Genomic DNA, 17,551 nt, shown 5'->3' with positions numbered 1-17,551 from the left:
CGCTAGCGCTCAGACCTGTCGAGCAGGTCGAGGAGCCGCTTCGAGCCGTGCGCGGTGGTGACGCCAGCCGCCGCCGCGCGCACTCGAAGCTCTGCGTCGCTCGTGACGACGACGCCGAGGCCGCCCTGCGCTGCGACTGCCGCGGCCTCCTCGACGATCGCGTCGTCACCCGAGGTCGTCGCGTCGACGACGCGCACGTTCTCGGTCGTTGAGATGCCCCGCGCGGTGCTCTCGGTGACGAACACCCACTCGGGGAACACGAGGCCGCCGTGGAGGTCTGCCGGCATCTCGAAGAACGCGGCGCGAACACCCTCGCCCGAGAGCGCGTGCGCCTCGATGCGATCGCGGAGCCGCTCGGTCGATCCCTTGCGGTCCTTCCACCAGCCGTCGGGCACGGTGCCGACGACATTTGCGGCGTCGACGATGATCGTCGGGGTTCGGCGAACGAGCGGCTTCAGCAGCTGCCATGTCGAGGCGAACGCGGGGTGGAGCTCTTTGCGTTCGACATCGTCGACAGGGACCCACTCGAGCGCGTGGCTCTCGGGGTCGGTGATCTCGGGAGTGAACGGGGTCTTCACCTCGGCGACGACTGTCGTGTACGACCAGCCGCCGCGATCGAGCACGTGCGTGTAGCGGGGGAGCACGGCGTCGTCAGGGACGCCGGCCTCTTCCTGCGCCTCGCGGATCGCGCCGGCGATCATCTCCTCGCCCTGATTGATCGCGCCGCCAGGGATGCCCCAGGTGTTGCCGTGGTCGCTCCAGCTCACGCGATGTTGCATGAGGATCGCGTCGAGCCCGCGATCGTACGCGAGCAGGCCGGCTGCCCCGAACTTGCCCCAGTAGCGGTTTCCGTCTGCGGCCGTCACCCACGCGTCGCCGGGATCTCGAAGGTCGCTCATGAACCCAGACTACCTGGCGGTGCTCGCTCGCGGACCGGATCGGTTGAATCTTCGGGCGGGGCGTCGCTGGGGTCGTGTGTCATCCTTGACGGGTGGATATCACGGTCACGCACAAGCTGACCATCCCAGCCGCCGAGCTCGGATGGCGGTTTTCGAGATCCTCCGGGCCGGGCGGGCAGCACGTCAACACTTCCGATAGTCGGGTCGAGCTCTTCTGGGACGTGGCCTCGTCGAAGGCACTCACCGACGAGCAGCGGCTGCGGCTGCTCGCGAAGCTCGGAAACCGGCTCGTGAACGGCACGATCACTGTCACCGCGTCTGAGGAGCGCTCTCAGTTGCGCAACCGCGAGACCGCGCGCGAGAAGCTCGGGCAGCTCGTCGCAGCCGCGCTCGCGCCCGACGGGCCGAAGCGCCGGGCGACGAAGCCGACCCGCGGTTCGCGCGAGCGGCGCCTGCAGACGAAAGGCAAGCGCTCAGAGGTGAAGCGCAACAGGCAGCGGCCGGCCTTCGACTAGGGGCGGGCGGGGACGCTGCGCCGGCGTGGTGGACTGCGCCACGCGGTGCGGCCCGGGCTATGCCGGGGTGGGAAGTGTGCGGAGGATCTTCTCCATCGCCTTCCCCTTCGCAAGCTCGTCGATGAGCTTGTCGAGGTAGCGGATCTCGAGCATCAGCGGATCTTCAATCTCCGCGAGCTTCACGCCGCAGATCGTGCCAGTGATCTGCGAGCGGGCGATGTTCATCTTCGGGGCGTCTCGGAAGAACTCCTCGAGGTTCACGGGGTTGCCAGGCTCGATGAGCTCGTCGAGCTGCGCCTGCGAGTACCCGGTGAGCCAGCAGATGATCTCGTCGACCTCCGCCTTCGTGCGGCCCTTGCGCTCGGCCTTGTGCGTGTAGTTCGGGTACAGATCCGAGAACGCGAGCTTGTAGATACGGTGTGCGGCCATGCGCCAAGGATACGTCGGTTTCGCTGAGTTGTGGCCCTCAGACCACGGCGCAGCTCTCAGGCCTTTCCTCGCCGCGAACGTGCAGTGCTCGCCGAGCGTCGAGAGCGTATGCTGGACGGAGTCCATCTAAGTCGAGCGCGAGGAGTCTCCGGGTGCCGATCACGCAGTCGATACTTGATGTCGCGAGGCGACACCCCGATCGGGTCGCGATCGCTGGCGAAGGCGGCAGGCTCAGCTACGCCGAGCTCGTCGAGGATTCGCGCCGCGTGTTCTCGGTCGTCGACGCCCTGCACCGAGCACAGCACGCTGTGCGCGACACTGCGTTCGGCACCCGGGCCACCGCTGCGCCCGCCACTTTGTCCGACACGGTGTCCGCCGCTGAGCCCGCCGCGGCGCCGGAGCCCGCACCCGAGACGCGCGGCATCCCGATCACCGCGGTGAGCATCGACTCCGCCTTTCACACCTCCCGCATCATCGCGGGCCTCGCCGGGTACCGCGCAGTGTCTGCGACGATCGACCCGCGCTGGCCGCTCGAACACCGGGTCAACGTGATTGTCACGACGGGCATCGGCGTCGTCGTGAGCGACGCCGATGACCTCGCGCCCGCGCTTCGCGAGCGCGGCTGGGGCGGCACGATCATCTCGCTCGCCGAGTTTCGGGCGGCTGAGGAGGGGGTTGGGGATCCTGATCGCCCGCTCGCGCCGCCGCCAACAGTGCGCGACGGTGACGAGGCATTCCTGCTGCTCTTCTCGTCTGGCACGACGAGTGCGCCGAAGGGATTTCTGAAGACGCGCGACCAGTACCGGGCGAACGTCGCGGTGTCGAGCGCGTACCTCGAGCCGCTGCCCGGCGTGCACACGCTCGCACCAGGCCCCGTGTCGTACAGCCTCACGCTCTACGCGCTCATCGAGTGCCTCGCGACGGGCGGGGCCGCGCACATGGCCGACGCGTTCGACGCGATCGAGATGGCCAGGCGCGTGAGCGAGGAGCGGATCACCCGCGTCGTCGCCGTGCCCGCGCTCGTGCAGTCGCTCAGCGACGCCGCCCGCCGCGACCCCAGCAGGTTCGGCTCGCTCGAACTCGTGGTGACCGGGGGAGCGAACCTCTCGGCCTCGCTGCGCGCGGGCCTCGCGTCCGTGCTGCCAGACGTGCGGCTCATCGGCTACTACGGGGCAGCCGAGATCGGGTTTATCGGCGACAGCCGCGGCGGCGACGGCACGCTCATCGAGGTGTACGACGGGATTGGGTTCGAGATCCGTTCCGGCTCGGGGGAGCGGCTGCCCGACGGTGAGTTCGGCACCCTCTGGATCGACGCGGCGGCCTGCTCCGACGGCTACCTCGCGGGCACCACCGACGCCGTGCTGCGCGGGGACGACGGCTGGGCGACAGTACACGACCAGGGGCGCGTCGTCGACGGCAAGCTGCAGCTCGCCGGGCGGGCCGGCGACATCGTCGTGACCGGCGGGCACAAGGTCGCGCTGCCCGAGGTCGAGCGCGCGTTCGAGGGCATGCCCGAGCTTGGTGCTGGTGCTGGTGTTGGTGCTGGTGCTGCGGCTGTGTGTGCGATCGCGCTGCCGCACCCGCGCCTCGGAAGCGTCGTCGCGCTCGTGATTGAGGGCGGCGCTGACGGCCCCGTTCCCGGCAAGGACGCGATGCGCGCGTGGGCACGCGAGCGCCTCGCCCCGCAGTTCGTGCCGCGCCAGTGGTACCGGATCGACGCCCTGCCGCGCACAGTCGGCGGGAAGATTCGCCGGGCCGAGACCGTTGCACTCATCGAATCGGGCGAAGGGGAGCGACTGTGAGCGAGAGACGAGTCGTCATCACCGGGCTCGGGGCCGTCACCCCGAGCGGCATAGGCGTGCCGGAGCTGTGGAACGCGGTTGCCCAAGGGCGGAGCGCGATCACGCGGCTTGAGGGCCCCGAGTTCGACGACCTCGCCGTGCGCATCGGCGGGCAGGTGCGCGGCTTTGACGTGTCGACCGTGCTCGAGCGGAGCCTCGCGAAGCGGCTGAGCCCCGTGCAGCACTGGGCGATCGCCGCGGCCGACGAGGCGCTCGCGCAGGCCGGCGTTGATACTGCGGTTGTGGGTGGCGCGGTCGCTGGTGGCGCTGCGGCTAGCACTGCTGCCAGTGTTGGCAATGGTGCAGGGACTGGCGACGGCGGATCCGCTTCCGCGCTGCCGTGGGACGCGACGCGCGTCGCCGTGATCGCGGCGACGGGATCCGGCCCCATCGACGCGATGCAGTCGGCGACCAGGGTGCTCGATGCGCGGGGCCCGCGTGCGGTCCCGCTCACGCTCTCGATCCACGGCGCCCCCGACTCTGCGGCGGCGCTGCTCAGCCAGCGGTACGGCATCCGCGGGCCGGCGCAGGGCGTCTCCGCGACGTGCGCGAGCGGCGCGGTCGGGCTTGGCGACGGACTCAGGCGCATCCGCCACGGCTACGCCGACGCCGTGCTCGTCGTCGGGTATGAGGACTGCCTGAACGGCGTGAACCTCTCATCGAATGCGAACATGCGGGCGCTCGCCGCCGGCTACGAGGATGCGCCCGAGACCGCGTCGCGGCCGTTTGATCGGGCACGCTCGGGGTTTGTGATGTCGCAGGGGGCTGCGGCGATCCTTATCGAATCGGAGGAGCACGCGCTCGCGCGCGGCGCCGAGATCCTCGCGGTGCTCGCCGGGTTCGGCTCCGCGAGTGACGCGCATCACCCGACCGCGCCACACCCCGAGGGTCGCGGCGCCGCGCAGGCTGTGCGGGGGTGCCTCGCAGACGCTGGCGTCGAGCCTGAGGGCGTCGACCACATCAATGCGCACGGCACCGGCACCCCCGCCGGCGACGCCGCTGAGCTGCTCGCCCTCGAGGCTGCGCTCGGGTCGCACGCGCGGCGCACCCCGATCTCGGCGACGAAGTCGAGCACCGGGCACCTGCTCGGCGCGGGCGGCGTCGTCGAGGCGATCATCTCGGTGATGGCGGTGCGCCAGCGGCTGCTGCCGCCGACACTGAACCTTGAAAACCCAGAGTTCGATGGCTGGGACTTCGTCGTGGGGGAGGGTCGGCCCGTGGTGGTCAATCGCTTGCTGTCGACGTCGTTCGGGTTCGGCGGGCACAACGGCGCCGTGCTCATCGAGCGGCCGTAGGGCCACGAATTTGCTTGAGAACCAACGATCGGAGAGAGAATGAGCGACCGAGAGACGCGGCATCAAGAGCTTGCCGAGCAGTACCTGCCGGAGGACCTGCTTGAGCGGTTCCGCGAGCGGGCGGCGGTGTACGACCGCGACAACAGCTTCTTCCACGAGGACCTCGATGAGCTGGGCGAGCAGGGGTACCTTACGGTGTTCGTTCCCGAGCAGTTTGGTGGGCCAGGGCTGACGCTCAGCGAGGTGTCGCGGCTGCAGCAGCGGCTCGCGACCGCCTCTCCCGGCACCGCCCTCGCCATCAACATGCACCTCATGTGCACGGGCGTGATCCGCGCGATGTACGAGCGCGGCGACCACTCCCTCGACTACGTGTTCGAGGAGGCCGTGGCGGGCGAGATCTTCGCGTTCGGCATCAGCGAGCCCGCGAACGACTGGGTGCTGCAGGGCTCGAAGACCAAAGCCGAGCCGCAGGATGACGGCGGCTACTTGCTCTCTGGCGTGAAGATCTTCACGTCGCTGTCGCCGGTGTGGACCAGGCTTATCGTGCACGGGCTTGACCAGGCGACCGCGGGCACCGACGCCGAGACGCTCGTATACGGGTTCCTTGAGCGTAGCCACGGGGAGGCTGCCGCCGGTGCCGGTTCGGGGATTTCCGTGTCCGACAAGTGGGACGTGCTCGGCATGCGTGCGTCGCAGAGCCGGGCGACGATCCTTGACGGCGCGCGCATGCGGCCCGAGAAGGTCGCGCGCAGGATCCCGGCGGGCCGCCACCCCGACCTGCTCACGTTTGCGATCACCGCGAACTTCCAACTGCTCATCGGCTCCGTCTACGCGGGCGTCGCACGCCGCGGGCTCGAGCTTGCCGCCGCAGGCATGCAGAAGCGGCGCTCCGCGAAGGCTGGCACGTCGCACGCGGAGGTGCCCGAGGCGCGAGTGAGGCTCGCCGACGCGCACATGGAGTTCATGGCGGTGCCCGCGCAGCTCGACGCATACGCGCGCGACTTCGTCGAGCTCGTCGACTACGGCGCTGGCTGGCCGCTGAGGCTCGTCTCGGCGCGGCTGAACGCGTCGAACGCGGCCCGCCGCAACGCAGAGACCGCGCTCATCTGTGCGGGTGGATCGGGCTTCGAAAACGGCAGCGAGATCAGCCGCCTGTACCGCGACGCGACAGCCAGCATCTTCCACCCGCCGGGCATCGACGCGGCACGCCCGATGTACGCGGCGGCCCTCCTCGACGAGAACTGAGGCGCTAGGCGGGCGGCACGCCAAACATTTGCTGCAGAATCTGCGCCACCCGCCCGCACCTGTCATTCGGGCCCCAAAAGTATGGGTAAGATGGAGAGGTTGCTTCGGCAAGATCCGATTTCGATCGGCTCGGCTGAATAACAACGGGCTGTGGCGCAGTTTGGTAGCGCACTTGACTGGGGGTCAAGGGGTCGCAGGTTCAAATCCTGTCAGCCCGACCAATGTGATGTCTCAGGACATCAGGGACACCTGAACCCGCGGAAACGCGGGTTCAGGTGTTTTTCGTTTGGTAGTCCTTTTCGGGGTCGATTGTGTACTCGCCAAGGACGTCTCCCGTGGTTGTGATGACTGTGGCGTGACTGCCGTGGACCAGGCAGATGACCTCGGTGCGGGCGTGCCCTCGACCAATTCCGAGGTGTCTGAGTTTCCCTGCGTGTCGGAGCGTGATCGTGCCCCCACTGTCGACGATGTCGTATCTCACTTGCCATGCGTCTGGGGAATCCGGCTTCGTAGCTGTAGCCTTCGGGATCAGGGCATACGCAAACGCTGGGGTCTGTCTCGCGATCGCGCGGTGCGGCAGGATCGTGTTGTAAAACGTGCGGAACGCGTCGAGGGTGTGTTGGAGTTCGGTGATGCTGCCACTTGGGTGCTCGGCGAGGTATTTCTTGAGGGTGTGCCAGAAGCGTTCGATTTTGCCTTGGGTCGTGGGCTTGTAAGGGCGCCCGTTTTTCTGGGTGATGCCCTCGATGCTGAGGAGCGTCTCGAACCGGTTGAGCCCTGCTTGGCGGCCGCCCCGTGCGAGCCTTGAGGTGTAGACCATGCCGTTGTCGGTGAGTGTTGACGCGGGGTATCCGTGCGTGTGGGCGGCGTGGGTGAAGGTATCGGTCACGATCTTTCCTGTGACCCTTGGGCGGGCGGACAGGTTCATAAGGAAGTATGCACGCCGTTGGGCCCTAGTAAGTCAGGTGCTCTTCGTCCCGATCGATTCTGACTTTTCAAGCTTCTTAGAAAGCTGGCAATTGCGTGAGCTCGGGGCGCCATCGTGAAATGATCGTGCAGAGCCGAAACGCCGAAACGCCGACATGCGGGCTGCGCCTTCACTCAGGATCGGCTAGTATTCGAATACTAGTACTAAACAAATGTTCGATTTTCTGGAAGGGGGTGAAAGGTGACAAAGAAGTCTGTTCATACGGTTCAACGTGGCGACGGGTGGGGTAACCTCAGCGCGGGGAAGTCCCGTGTACCGAAGCTCTATTCGACGAAGGCTGAGGCTCAGGCCGCCGGTCGTGAGACTGCGATTCGCCAGGGCGCCGAGCACGTAATTCATAATCGTGATGGCCGCATTGGTGCTTCTAATTCCTATGGAAGCGACCCGTTCCCACCGCGTGGCTGAGTCCGTAGAGGGGGCATCCGGTTGCTACGCGGATACCATTCGTGTCAGGAATCGGATTTGGAGTGAGTTTCCTCCGAGGGGTGCAACGAAAGTTGCGCCCCTCTTCTCTTCTGTAGCGATGCCATGATCCGCTTCTTGCTGTTAGCGATAATGCTGGTAGTGTCTCAGCGAATTTAGTGCATTGTGCGCCGTGGCTTCGAGCGTTCTTGAGAAGAGGAATGCGGTTCGTGTCGTCGTGACGTCGGCAACTAATGTGGCCTCAGTTCACAAGGTTGAGGCCCGCAACCTGTCCTGTGTCGTCCTTGAATGCGGTGAGCACCAACGCCGTGGCTGCACTCCCCGCGTTGTGAAGCTACTTGGTGGAAAGTCGCCGTGCAGAATGGAAAGTTTGCAGCCGAGGATGAGAGGCTCGCGGGTCCCGCCGCTCAAGAACGTCAGCGCCAGCTCAACGGGGTGAATAGTGAGGTCATCTGTGAAACGTATTGGGCCACGCCCATGAGCATCGGAGCGGAGCAGTGAGCCATGCGGGCGCGTGTTCCGACAGTGAGTCGTGGGACGGGCCACCGGAATCGCAGCCGTTCAAACTAGGCGTCTACAAAGAGTGAAGACGTTGAAGGTCAACTGCCCGGCCTCGCCTGAACCATTAGCCCATGCTGGCCGCTGATGTGCGCCCTCGCCCGTGTAGCGCCCGAACCTCAGCTTCGAGCTGAGCAACGGGCCCAAAGCAACAACCCCGGGTGCGCCCTCGCCAATCGGGAGCGCCGCAACCGGTCCCGGCGTGCCGCCCCACTCGGCGATCCACCTGGCAAGCTGGGCGCTGCTCGCCGCGTAGATGATGCGCCCGAGCCCGACCCAGCCGTGTGCGGCAGCGCACATGGGGCAGCGCTCGCCCGAGGTGTAGACGGTGCATTCGGAGCGCTCTGCCGGGGTGAGGTTTGCCGCGACCCAGCGGTCTATCTCAAACTCGGGGTGGCGGGTCGCGTCGCCGCCTTTCACGCGGTTGCGGTCTGCGAAGAGTACCTCGCCGCTGGCGCTCACGAGCAGCGACCCGAACGGTTCATCACCGTCGTCGAGTGCCTCGCGCGCGACCTCTATGCAGTGTCGGAGGTGGTTGAGCTCGGTGGCTGTCGGCTGGTAGCTCTCAGTCATGCCCTCAACCTACCAAGCGGGCATCCGAGACGACGAGCACGGAACGAAACGGAACGAACCCCCAAGCCCAAAATGCCACAGCGCCCTAAAACTTAGCCCCCAGCGCGTTCGCCGCAGCGATCACCGCAGCCCCTGCCTCCGCGATGCCGTCGCCCTTCAGGCGGTAGCTCGGGCCGACCACGCTGAGCACCGCGATGATCTCGCCGGTTGACGAGTAGACGGGTGCCGCGACGACTGTTGCTTCCGAGGTGACGACCGCGTCCATCACCACGTAGCCGCTCTCTGGGATGCGGCGCTCGAAGACCTCGGCAACCGCCGAGCTCGCCATTGGCACCGTGCGGCCCTGCCAGCCCGAGAAGCCGACGTGCCTAATCGGGTGCGTGGTCTGTTCCTCGCGCAGGTAGACGCAGGTGTTGGCGTCGCCCCGCACCGCGAGGTAGCTTGATTCGCCTGTCGACTGCGTGAGCTCGTGCAAGATCGGCGCGCTGAGGTCGTTGAGCGCCTCCGCAGAGGCCGGCTCGGGTGTGAACCGGCTCTGCGCGAACCTGGCACCAACCACGAAGTGGCCCTGCGGGTCTTTCGCGACGTAGTCCCAGTGCTCGAGCACCCTGAGCATGCGCATGGCCGTCGACGCGGGGAGATCCGCCTCGCGCGCGAGCGCGCTCAGCGAGATTGGCCCCGACTCGACAACGCGAGTGAGCAGCTCGAGCGCTCGGTGAACGGCACGAGGGCCCTGGCTTGGCCCCTGAGCTTCGTCGTGCGATTCGTGCGATTCGTTCATGCTCATCTCTCGCTAGGATACCGATACTCGTAGGTGGTCGAGAACCCCCAGAGTTGCAGCGACCTCTGCGCTGAGGTCTCGGTCGCGCAGCTCGTGCGAGCTGTCTGCGAGCGCCGGGGCACCGGCGACGCCGCCGGGTAGCCTCGCGAGCGCGACGCCGATGCATGCGAGCAGCGTGCGGTACGCGCTGTCGGCGCGCGCGAGCCTGCGCACCGCGTGCGCGGTGAATGGGGCGTGCTCCTCGGCACCCTGGGAGACGTTCACGCCGTACGCGCCGTGTGCGGCGGCGGCCTCCCTGATCTCGGCGACCGCCGCTGCCGCCGCGTATTCGAGCATCATCGCCCCGGTCGCGTCTGCGCTGCCGTCGCTGAGGAAGTCGGCCGCGCCCGTGAAGCGCGCGTCAAGCAGCAGCCCGAGCCGCGCGGCGGCGAGGCTCGCCTCGTGGGCCAGCGCGCGCAGCAGGCCATCGATCGCCAGCGCGAGCTCGACGGTGTAGAAGTTGCCGACGTGCGCCACGTCGCCCTGCGGCAGCGCGACGGGGTTCTCGAACCGCGCGTTGATGCCGATCTCGACGGTGTCGGCCGCCGCGTTCCACGCGCGCAGCACGCTGCCGTGCGAGTGCGGGGCGAGCCGCACCGAGAACGGTTCCTGTACTCGGGAGGCGGGGGAGGTGCCGCGGATCGCGCGCAGCCGCTCGGCGACCTGCCGCACCTCGGCGTGCTGCGGTGCGAGCGCTTCGGCGGAGAAGTGGTCGTGCGTCGAGTGCACTGCCCGGGCGACGAGCCCGGTGAGCTCGATGCCGGCGGCAAACGCGCGCGCGCTCGACTGCAGCGTGAGCGCCGCGTCGGCGTATGTGAGCGCCCCAGAGCTCATGAACGGCAGGCCGTCGCTCGGCAGAAACGCGACCCCGGTCTCGGTGAGGTGGAGGGCGACGGCGGCAAGCGCGCCGATGTCGCCGGTGCCGAGCGATACTCCATAGCGGATCGTCGGTAGCTCAGCGCCCCCGGCAGCAGCAGCGAGGCCTGCCGCGAGCTCGGAGCTCACGCCCGACCCGCCCTGCGCGACCTGGATCGAGCGGATGAGCAGCGTCGCCCGCGTGCGCAGCGGGTCAACGGTCTCGCCGATCTGCAGCGCGTGCGCCTGCCAGAGCCTCACGCATGACTCGAGGTCGCGCTCGACCGCGACAAACCTGCGCGCGCCAACCCCGGTTGAGAGGCCGTACACCTCCTTGTGGGTCGCCGCCGCGAGCAGGTTGCGGTGACCTTCGGCGATGCGGATCGTGTCGTCCGCGGTGAGCTCCGCGCGCAGTTCTTGGCGTGCGAACTGCTCCACCTGGGCGAGGGTCCAGCGCGAACCGAGTGCCTTCGCGGTCATGCCCCGGGCTCGATCCTGCGGCCGCGACGGGCGACCACCTCGCCTGCAATGTAGACCTCGTTAGCGAGGTTTGAGCCGAGGCGGTGCACGATCTGGCCGTGCTCGGCGACGTCCCAGAGCACGAAGTCAGCGGTCTTGCCGACCTCGATGCTGCCGCGCTCGCCGCCGGTGCCGAGCGCGTGCGCGGCGTTGATGGTCGCGAGGTTCCAGACCGCGGCGAATGACATTCGGTACAGGCGCGCGGCGAGCTGCATGGTGAGCTGCATGGAGGTGCACGGTGCGGTGCCGGGGTTGTAGTCGGTCGAGAGCGCGAGCGCCGCACCCGACTCCACGAGGCGATCCGCCCAGGCGACGAGGTCGCGCGGCTGCTTCGCCGATCCACCGACACCGACACCGGCCCCCGCACCGGCCCCGCTGCGGCCCGGAGTGACATCGAGCAGATGCATGTTTGCGGCCGGGAAGATCACCCCGACAGTCTCCGACGCGGCAAGCGCGGCGAGGCTGTCGTCGCCGACGAAGTCGAGGTGGTCGACCGTGAGCGCCCCGGCTTCGGCGGCGATTCCTGTGCCCGACACGTCGCCGGTCTGGTCGGCGTGGACGCGCAGTGTGAACCCGTGTTCCCGCGCCGCGGCGATGAGCCGCTCGCCCTCCGCCGCGGTGAACGAGACCGGGTCGATTGCGATGTCGCAGGTGTCTGAAAGCTTCCGCGCGGCTGGCATCATCGCGATGACCTCGGCGATGTACGCCTCGCGGTCGTCGCGGTGCCGCTCGGGCACCGTGTGGGCACCGAGGAACGTGCTTTCGAGTGCGACGGGGTGGTCGATTGCTGCCGCGAGTTCGAGCAGCCTGAGCTCGGAGCGCTCGCTGAGCCCGTAGCCGCTCTTCGCCTCGACAGCAGTGGTGCCCGAGGCGAGCATGTCGTCGAGAATCGTCTCGGCGTGCGCGAGGAGGGCGGCGTCGCTCGCCTCGGCGGTCGCGTTGATCGTGGATCTGATCCCGCCGTCGATCCCGACAGCCGGCCGCTCGAGCACCTTCGCCTCCCACTCGGCGTGCCGCGATCCACCGTGGATCAGGTGGGTGTGCGGATCGCTGAACGCGGGGGAGACGAGGCAGCCGCCAGCGTTGAGTTGACGCGTGGCGCTGTACCGCCCGAGGAGTTCGTCGGCACTGCCGACGGCGACGATCTTGCCCTCGTTCACCGCGAACGCGCCGCCAGGAATCACCTCGATGTGATTGAGCGCGTCGCCCCGAACCGGGCCCGCGGCAGCGCTGCGCGCGGTGAGCAGTTCGGAGGTGTTGAGAACCAGCAGGTCGATGTTTTCTTGCATTTTCCCTCGATGTAACGGTTTTTGATTGGCGCTTGACAGCTTGCGAAGCGTCTGCGTTAATGAGTAAAGCGTTTCACGTAATGATTCGCAAGTATTTCATACAATGCAAAGGAGCAACAGATGGAGCGGGTGTCACCCGGTACTGGCCGAGAGCTGCGCTGTCGGGGTTGGCGTCAGGAAGGCATCCTGCGGATGCTCGAGAACACGCTCCACAACGCCGAGCGTCCCGAGGATCTGGTGATCTACGGCGGCATCGGCAAGGCTGCCCGCGACCACGAGAGCCTGCGCGGGATCATCGAGTCGCTGAAGGTGCTCGGCGACAATGAGACGCTCGTTGTGCAGTCGGGCCGCGCGGTTGCGATCATGCCAAGCTCCGTCGCTGCGCCCCGCGTGCTCATCGCCAACGCGAACGTTGTGCCGCGCGCCGCCACCCGCGAGGAGTTCTTCGACCTCAGCGACCGCGGCCTCACCATGCACGGCCAGTACACGGCAGGCAGCTGGGCGTACATCGGCGGGCAGGGGATCGTGCAGGGCACCTTCGAGACCTTCGCCGCGGCAGCAGAGCGCGCGTTCGGCGGCGACCTCACCGGCAAGATCGTGCTCACCGCAGGTCTCGGCGGCATGGGTCAGCCCCAGGGGCGCGCGGTGCGGATGAACGGGGGAGTCGCGCTCATCGCCGAGCTCAACCGTCAGCTCATCGCGCAGCGGATCGAGGCCGGCAGCGTCGACGAGGTGTTCGACACACTCGACGCGGCGTGGGAGCGCGCGGAAGCGCTTGCCGCGCAGGGCGAGGCGCGCGTGCTCGCGGTCGTGCAGAACGCGGCAGACGTTGCAGAGCAGCTCGCAGATCAGGATCGCGTCCCCGCGATCACCACCGACCAGACGAGCGCGCACGACCTGCTGCACGGCTACATTCCATCCTGCCTGAGCTTCGACGAGGCGACGCAGCTGCGCGCCGAGGATCCTGACGAGTACCTCCGCCGCAGCGAGGCAACCCTGCTGCGCCACGTCACGGCACTCGTGCGGCTGAAGGAAGCGGGATCGGTGGTGTTCGAGTACGGCAACGACATCCGCCAGGCCGCCCGCCGTCTCGGGCACGACCGCGCGGACGAGATCCCCGGCTTCGTGCCCGAGTACATCCGGCCGTCGTTCGGCGTGGGGCGCGGCCCGTTCCGCTGGGTCTGCCTGAGCGGCGACATCGCCGACCGCGACAGGCTCGACCGCGCGGCACGCGAGCTCTTCCCCGACGACACCCGCCTGAACACCTGGCTCGACCGCGCAGCCTCCGAAACCCCGGTTGAGGGGCTGCCCGCGCGCATCTGCTGGATCGGGCATGGCCAGCGCGCCGCGATGGCGCTTGAGATCAACCGCCTCGTCGCGAACGGCGAGTTGTCGGGACCCGTCGCGATCACCCGCGACCACCTCGACTCCGGCTCGTGCGCGTACCCGACCCGCGAGACCGAGAAGATGCCCGACGGTTCAGACGTCATTGCCGACTGGCCGTACCTCAACGCGATGCTCAACGTCGCGGGCGGCGCAGACCTCGTCGCGATCCACCAGAACGCCGGGATCATCGGCGGCTCGGTCTCCGCTGGCATGACGATGGTGCTCGACGGCACCGAGGTCAGCGCGGCGCGCGCCCGCATCTGCTTCGAGAACGATCCTGCGATTGGCGTGATCCGCCACGCGAGCGCGGGCGTTCCGGAGGCCGTGGCGTACCTGCCGCAGAGCGGGATCCGCGCGGTCGGGGCTGGCGAGGCTGCGGCTCGCGCAGCCGGGGCGAGCACGGCCGACAGCACTACCGCCGGGGTCGGCGCATGAGCGGGCTCACCCCCGTTGCCCACGGACTCCTCGGGGCAGAGGTCAGCGGCCCGGAGGAGATCGCGGCGGGCGACATCGCGGTGTTCGGTGCGCCGTATGGCTCGCCGTACTGGATGAGCGGGGTGCACTCTGACGCGGCAAACGCGCCACGCGTGTTCCGCGAGCGCGCGAACCAGCGCTTCGGTGCGCACCAGAACCGCTACGACTTCTCGCTCGGCGGCACGCTGCTCGGCGACACGGGTGTGCGGCTACATGACCTTGGCGACCTCGGGGGAGACCCGCGCGATCTCCCGGGCAACGCCGCAGCGGTGACCGCGACCGTGCGCGACATCGTGGATCGCGGCGGCGTGCCGATCGTGCTCGGCGGCGACGACTCTGTGCCGATTCTCGCTGCCGCGGGCTTTGCCGGACCCACGGGGTCCGCGGGGTCGGGCGGCGTGCCGGGGGCTGCGGCAGATGCAGACGCGGCCGATGCAGACGCGGTCGACGCAGGTACGGCAGCCGCCCCGCGGATCAACGTGCTGCAGATCGACGCCCACATCGACTTCGCAGACGTCGCGCACGGCCGCACCGACGGGTTCTCGAGCACGATGCGGCGCATCCGCGAGATGGGCTGGGTCGGGCAGATCGTGCAGGTCGGCGCGCGCGGCACCGGAAGCGCGACCCCGGTGGACTACGAAGCTGCGGTCGCCGCGGGCAACGTCATCGTGCCGATGGCGGAGGTGCGCCGCACGGGCATCGAGAGTGTCATCGAACGAATGAACACCGACCTGCCGTGGTTTGTCACCCTCGACGTCGACGGCCTCGACCCGACGATCGCACCCGGCACCAGCTGTCCCGTGCCTGGCGGCCTGAGCTTCGACGAGGCAGAGAGGCTGCTTGCCGCGGTAGGCGGCACGCTCGGGCTTGCAGGCATCGACATCGTCGAGCACTTCCCGTCGCTCGACGTCAGAGACACCACTTCAACTACACTTTCCCGGCTGCTCTCCGTGCTCATCGGAAACGCCGCACGATCGAGGAGACACGCATGATCACATTTGAGAAGGTCGAGAAACGCTACCCAGACGGCACGCTCGCCGTCGAGTCGCTCTCGCTCGAACTGCCTGCCGGGCAGACGACAGTGTTTGTTGGGCCGTCGGGCTGCGGCAAGACCACGAGCCTGCGCATGATCAACCGCATGATCGAGCCGACAAGCGGCAAGATCACCATCGACGGTCAAGACGTGACGACGCTGAAGAAGGCCGAGCTGCGTCGCGGGATCGGCTACGTCATTCAGAACGCCGGCCTCTTCCCGCACCGCACGGTGCTGCAGAACATCATGACGGTGCCGAAGCTCAACGGTGTGCCGACGGCGCAGGCGAAGGCGCGTGCGCACGAGCTCCTCGACACCGTCGGCCTGCCTCGTGAGTTCGCCACACGGTTCCCCACCCAGCTCTCGGGCGGCCAGCAGCAGCGCGTCGGCGTTGCCCGTGCGCTCGCGGCGAGCCCGAAGGTGCTGCTCATGGACGAGCCGTTCTCGGCGCTCGACCCGGTAGTGCGGCACGAACTGCAGGAGGAGTTCGCCAGGCTCGGCCCCGAGCTCGGCACGACGATCGTGTTTGTAACGCACGACATCGACGAGGCCGTACGGCTTGGTGATCGCATCGCGGTGTTCGAGAAGGGCGGCAAGCTCGCGCAGTTTGCGACCCCTGAAGAGCTCTTGAGCTCGCCCGCGAACGAGTTCGTCGCAGAGTTTGTTGGCAAGGATCGCGGGTACCGCGCGCTCTCGTTCAAGCAGGTGGGAACGGTGGTGAACCCCGTGGCGACGATCCAGCTCGGCGATTCGACCGCCGAACTCCCCGTAGCTGGGGCCGCGGTCGTCGACACCTCGCACCGGTTCGTCGGTTGGGCGCGGCGAGGCGTACAGGCCGACCGCGCGAACCAGCTTGAGCAGCGCGCGACGGTGCGCCAGAGCGACTCGATGCGACTCGCAACCGACGCCGTGCTCACGAGCCCCGACGGGCAGGCGATCGTCGTCGACGACGACGGCAGGCTGCTCGGCAGCATCGACCTCGCCCTGCTGGCGCCGCGCCTGCACGCACAGGGATCCCGAGCATGATCGAGTGGATCGCTGACAACCTGCAGCGCGTGCTCGGTCTCGCGGGGCTGCACTCCGTGCTCGCGGCAGCCGCGACGCTCATCGGCCTCGTGCTCGCGCTTGTGCTCGGCATGCTCGTCGCCCGCACCCGGTGGACGGCGGGGGCGATGCTCGCGATCAGCGGCGTGCTCTTCACGATTCCGTCGCTCACGCTGCTCATCTTTATCCCGGTGCTGCTTGGCACCAAGATCCTCGACCCGATCAACATCGTCATCGCGCTCTCGGTGTACTCGTTCGCGCTCCTGTTCGGTGGCGTCGTCGAGGCGCTCCGGGCGGTGCCCGTCGAGACGCGGCAGGCGGCAGAGGCTATGGGGATCGGCAGGCTGCGCCTGCTCTTTACGGTCGAGCTGCCGATTGCGATCCCGGTAATCGCTGCAACGCTGCGGGTCGCAGCTGTGTCGAACGTCAGCCTCGTGTCGGTCGGCGCGCTCATCGGCGTCGGTGGCCTCGGCGACCTCTTCACCGAGGGGTTCCAGCGGAGCTACCTCGTGCCGATCATCTGGGGCATCCTGCTGAGCGTTCTGCTCGCGCTGGTGTTCGACATGATTGTGGTGCTCATCGAACGAGTATCTACCCCCTGGGTGAAGGCAGGTGAGCAGCGATGATTCTGCAACAGATTCTTGAGTTCTTCTCGAACCCGGCGAACTGGTCTGGGCCAGACGGCATCCCCGTGCGGCTGGGCGAGCACCTGCTCTACACCGTGATCGTCGTCGCGATTGGCATCCTCATCGCGATCCCGGTCGGCGCGCTCATCGGGCACACCCGCCGCGGCGCCTGGCTTGTCATCAACATCGCAAACGGCTCGCGCGCGCTCCCGACCCTCGGCCTCCTCACCCTCATGGTGCTGCTGCTTGGGCTCGGGTTCCTGCCAGCCGCCATCGTGCTGGTGGTGCTCGCGATCCCGCCGATGCTCACCGCGACCTACGCGGGCGTGCGCGGTGTCGACCCCGCGGTCGTTGACGCGGCCCGTGGAATCGGGATGCCTGAGTGGCGGATCCTCGTCACTGTCGAGCTGCCGATCGCAGCGCGCGTGATCGTGAGCGGCATCAGATCGTCGGTGCTGCAGGTCATCGCAACCGCGACGGTCGCCGCGTACATCGCGCTCGGCGGTCTCGGCCGCTTCCTGCTCGACGGCCTCGCGCTGCGCGACTACGGCGAGATGGCGGGTGGCGCACTGCTCGTCGCTGGGCTCGCGCTCATCACCGATGGGCTCTTTGCGCTCGGGGGTATTCGCCGCAAGAAGCCGCTCGCGAAGGCCGAGGCGGTCGCGGCGGAGGCGACCGAGACCCGTGCCGTCAGGCTCACTGAACAGCCCTAACCATTCTTTTGAATCTCTCTCACACC

At 68.0% G+C, this 17,551-nt stretch carries 17 protein-coding genes and 1 tRNA gene; 11 read left to right on the top strand and 7 right to left on the bottom strand.

What is annotated here, in order from left to right:
• Positions 1–2 precede the first annotated feature (2 nt).
• Positions 3–899, bottom strand: a complete 897-nt coding sequence (locus tag ACF07D_RS03420) for an NUDIX domain-containing protein (protein WP_255809100.1) — start codon at positions 897–899, stop codon at positions 3–5.
• A 92-nt stretch (positions 900–991) separates the two neighbouring features.
• On the opposite strand from ACF07D_RS03420, the gene arfB reads away from it, so the two are divergent.
• Positions 992–1,414 (top strand): alternative ribosome rescue aminoacyl-tRNA hydrolase ArfB, encoded by a 423-nt coding sequence (gene arfB / locus ACF07D_RS03415; protein ID WP_391503895.1) that lies wholly within the window; start codon positions 992–994, stop codon positions 1,412–1,414.
• A 57-nt stretch (positions 1,415–1,471) separates the two neighbouring features.
• Here arfB and ACF07D_RS03410 read toward each other — a convergent pair whose 3' ends face one another.
• Complete coding sequence (locus ACF07D_RS03410) at positions 1,472–1,843, bottom strand: DUF2200 domain-containing protein (protein WP_255809102.1); 372 nt, start codon at positions 1,841–1,843, stop codon at positions 1,472–1,474.
• 152 nt (positions 1,844–1,995) lie between these two features.
• On the opposite strand from ACF07D_RS03410, the gene ACF07D_RS03405 reads away from it, so the two are divergent.
• From ACF07D_RS03405 to ACF07D_RS03390, 4 genes are all read left to right on the top strand, one after another.
• Positions 1,996–3,645, top strand: a complete 1,650-nt coding sequence (locus tag ACF07D_RS03405; protein WP_391503894.1) for a class I adenylate-forming enzyme family protein — start codon at positions 1,996–1,998, stop codon at positions 3,643–3,645.
• Positions 3,642–4,979, top strand: a complete 1,338-nt coding sequence (locus ACF07D_RS03400; protein WP_391503893.1) for a beta-ketoacyl-[acyl-carrier-protein] synthase family protein — start codon at positions 3,642–3,644, stop codon at positions 4,977–4,979. Before ACF07D_RS03405 ends, ACF07D_RS03400 begins: the two co-directional genes overlap by 4 nt.
• A 39-nt stretch (positions 4,980–5,018) precedes the next feature.
• Positions 5,019–6,224 carry an acyl-CoA dehydrogenase family protein gene (locus ACF07D_RS03395; protein WP_391503892.1) on the top strand — a complete coding sequence of 402 codons (1,206 nt, stop codon included), beginning with the start codon at positions 5,019–5,021 and terminating at the stop codon, positions 6,222–6,224.
• A gap of 144 nt (positions 6,225–6,368) precedes the next feature.
• Positions 6,369–6,445, top strand: a tRNA-Pro gene (locus ACF07D_RS03390).
• A 50-nt stretch (positions 6,446–6,495) separates the two neighbouring features.
• Here ACF07D_RS03390 and ACF07D_RS03385 read toward each other — a convergent pair.
• Positions 6,496–7,113, bottom strand: coding sequence for an integrase core domain-containing protein (locus tag ACF07D_RS03385; protein WP_391503891.1), 618 nt, complete (start codon positions 7,111–7,113; stop codon positions 6,496–6,498).
• Between the two features lie 279 nt (positions 7,114–7,392).
• Between ACF07D_RS03385 and ACF07D_RS03380 the strand changes: the two genes are divergently transcribed.
• Positions 7,393–7,617, top strand: a complete 225-nt coding sequence (locus tag ACF07D_RS03380; protein ID WP_391503890.1) for a DUF2188 domain-containing protein — start codon at positions 7,393–7,395, stop codon at positions 7,615–7,617.
• A 579-nt stretch (positions 7,618–8,196) separates the two neighbouring features.
• On the opposite strand, the gene ACF07D_RS03375 is transcribed toward ACF07D_RS03380, so the two are convergent.
• The 4 genes from ACF07D_RS03375 to ACF07D_RS03360 all read right to left on the bottom strand — a co-directional run bounded on the left by ACF07D_RS03375 (position 8,197) and on the right by ACF07D_RS03360 (position 12,249).
• Positions 8,197–8,766: a nucleoside deaminase gene (locus ACF07D_RS03375; RefSeq protein ID WP_391503889.1), complete on the bottom strand. Its 570-nt coding sequence runs from the start codon at positions 8,764–8,766 to the stop codon at positions 8,197–8,199.
• An 85-nt stretch (positions 8,767–8,851) separates the two neighbouring features.
• Positions 8,852–9,553, bottom strand: a complete 702-nt coding sequence (locus tag ACF07D_RS03370) for an IclR family transcriptional regulator (RefSeq protein ID WP_391503888.1) — start codon at positions 9,551–9,553, stop codon at positions 8,852–8,854.
• Between the two features lie 6 nt (positions 9,554–9,559).
• The gene (locus ACF07D_RS03365) at positions 9,560–10,921 is read right to left on the bottom strand and encodes an aromatic amino acid lyase (protein ID WP_391503887.1); all 1,362 of its coding nucleotides are present in this window, start codon (positions 10,919–10,921) and stop codon (positions 9,560–9,562) included.
• Positions 10,918–12,249 (bottom strand): amidohydrolase family protein, encoded by a 1,332-nt coding sequence (locus tag ACF07D_RS03360; protein WP_391503886.1) that lies wholly within the window; start codon positions 12,247–12,249, stop codon positions 10,918–10,920. The genes ACF07D_RS03365 and ACF07D_RS03360 overlap by 4 nt, the downstream gene beginning before the upstream one ends.
• Positions 12,250–12,369: 120 nt before the next feature.
• Here ACF07D_RS03360 and ACF07D_RS03355 point away from each other — a divergent pair, with 120 nt between their 5' ends.
• The 5 genes from ACF07D_RS03355 to ACF07D_RS03335 are packed head-to-tail and all read left to right on the top strand — an operon-like array spanning position 12,370 to position 17,525.
• On the top strand, positions 12,370–14,070 hold the full coding sequence (locus tag ACF07D_RS03355; protein WP_391503885.1) for a urocanate hydratase: 1,701 nt from the start codon (positions 12,370–12,372) through the stop codon (positions 14,068–14,070).
• A complete protein-coding gene (locus ACF07D_RS03350) occupies positions 14,067–15,101 on the top strand; it encodes an arginase family protein (RefSeq protein ID WP_391503884.1) in 1,035 nt (344 codons plus the stop codon). The genes ACF07D_RS03355 and ACF07D_RS03350 overlap by 4 nt, the downstream gene beginning before the upstream one ends.
• On the top strand, positions 15,098–16,168 hold the full coding sequence (locus tag ACF07D_RS03345; RefSeq protein WP_391503883.1) for an ABC transporter ATP-binding protein: 1,071 nt from the start codon (positions 15,098–15,100) through the stop codon (positions 16,166–16,168). Before ACF07D_RS03350 ends, ACF07D_RS03345 begins: the two co-directional genes overlap by 4 nt.
• Positions 16,165–16,812, top strand: a complete 648-nt coding sequence (locus tag ACF07D_RS03340) for an ABC transporter permease (protein WP_255809124.1) — start codon at positions 16,165–16,167, stop codon at positions 16,810–16,812. Before ACF07D_RS03345 ends, ACF07D_RS03340 begins: the two co-directional genes overlap by 4 nt.
• Positions 16,809–17,525: an ABC transporter permease gene (locus ACF07D_RS03335; RefSeq protein ID WP_255809125.1), complete on the top strand. Its 717-nt coding sequence runs from the start codon at positions 16,809–16,811 to the stop codon at positions 17,523–17,525. Before ACF07D_RS03340 ends, ACF07D_RS03335 begins: the two co-directional genes overlap by 4 nt.
• The last annotated feature ends 26 nt before the right edge of the window (positions 17,526–17,551 follow it).

The organism is Leucobacter sp. NPDC015123 (genome assembly GCF_043080205.1).
GTDB lineage: Bacteria > Actinomycetota > Actinomycetes > Actinomycetales > Microbacteriaceae > Leucobacter > Leucobacter aridicollis_A.
Note: the sequence above shows the minus strand (reverse complement) of the source record. Positions and strands in the feature narration are given on the sequence as shown.

What these genes read in the sequence shown, in the direction of transcription:
- ACF07D_RS03335 (WP_255809125.1), top strand. Translation starts at nt 16,809, where the DNA reads ATGATTCTGCAACAGATTCTTGAGTTCTTCTCGAACCCGGCGAACTGG.
- ACF07D_RS03395 (WP_391503892.1), top strand. Translation starts at nt 5,019, where the DNA reads ATGAGCGACCGAGAGACGCGGCATCAAGAGCTTGCCGAGCAGTACCTG.
- ACF07D_RS03370 (WP_391503888.1), bottom strand. Translation starts at nt 9,553, where the DNA reads ATGAGCATGAACGAATCGCACGAATCGCACGACGAAGCTCAGGGGCCA.
- ACF07D_RS03420 (WP_255809100.1), bottom strand. Translation starts at nt 899, where the DNA reads ATGAGCGACCTTCGAGATCCCGGCGACGCGTGGGTGACGGCCGCAGAC.
- ACF07D_RS03360 (WP_391503886.1), bottom strand. Translation starts at nt 12,249, where the DNA reads ATGCAAGAAAACATCGACCTGCTGGTTCTCAACACCTCCGAACTGCTC.
- ACF07D_RS03410 (WP_255809102.1), bottom strand. Translation starts at nt 1,843, where the DNA reads ATGGCCGCACACCGTATCTACAAGCTCGCGTTCTCGGATCTGTACCCG.
- ACF07D_RS03340 (WP_255809124.1), top strand. Translation starts at nt 16,165, where the DNA reads ATGATCGAGTGGATCGCTGACAACCTGCAGCGCGTGCTCGGTCTCGCG.
- ACF07D_RS03375 (WP_391503889.1), bottom strand. Translation starts at nt 8,766, where the DNA reads ATGACTGAGAGCTACCAGCCGACAGCCACCGAGCTCAACCACCTCCGA.
- ACF07D_RS03365 (WP_391503887.1), bottom strand. Translation starts at nt 10,921, where the DNA reads ATGACCGCGAAGGCACTCGGTTCGCGCTGGACCCTCGCCCAGGTGGAG.
- ACF07D_RS03345 (WP_391503883.1), top strand. Translation starts at nt 15,098, where the DNA reads ATGATCACATTTGAGAAGGTCGAGAAACGCTACCCAGACGGCACGCTC.
- ACF07D_RS03355 (WP_391503885.1), top strand. Translation starts at nt 12,370, where the DNA reads ATGGAGCGGGTGTCACCCGGTACTGGCCGAGAGCTGCGCTGTCGGGGT.
- ACF07D_RS03350 (WP_391503884.1), top strand. Translation starts at nt 14,067, where the DNA reads ATGAGCGGGCTCACCCCCGTTGCCCACGGACTCCTCGGGGCAGAGGTC.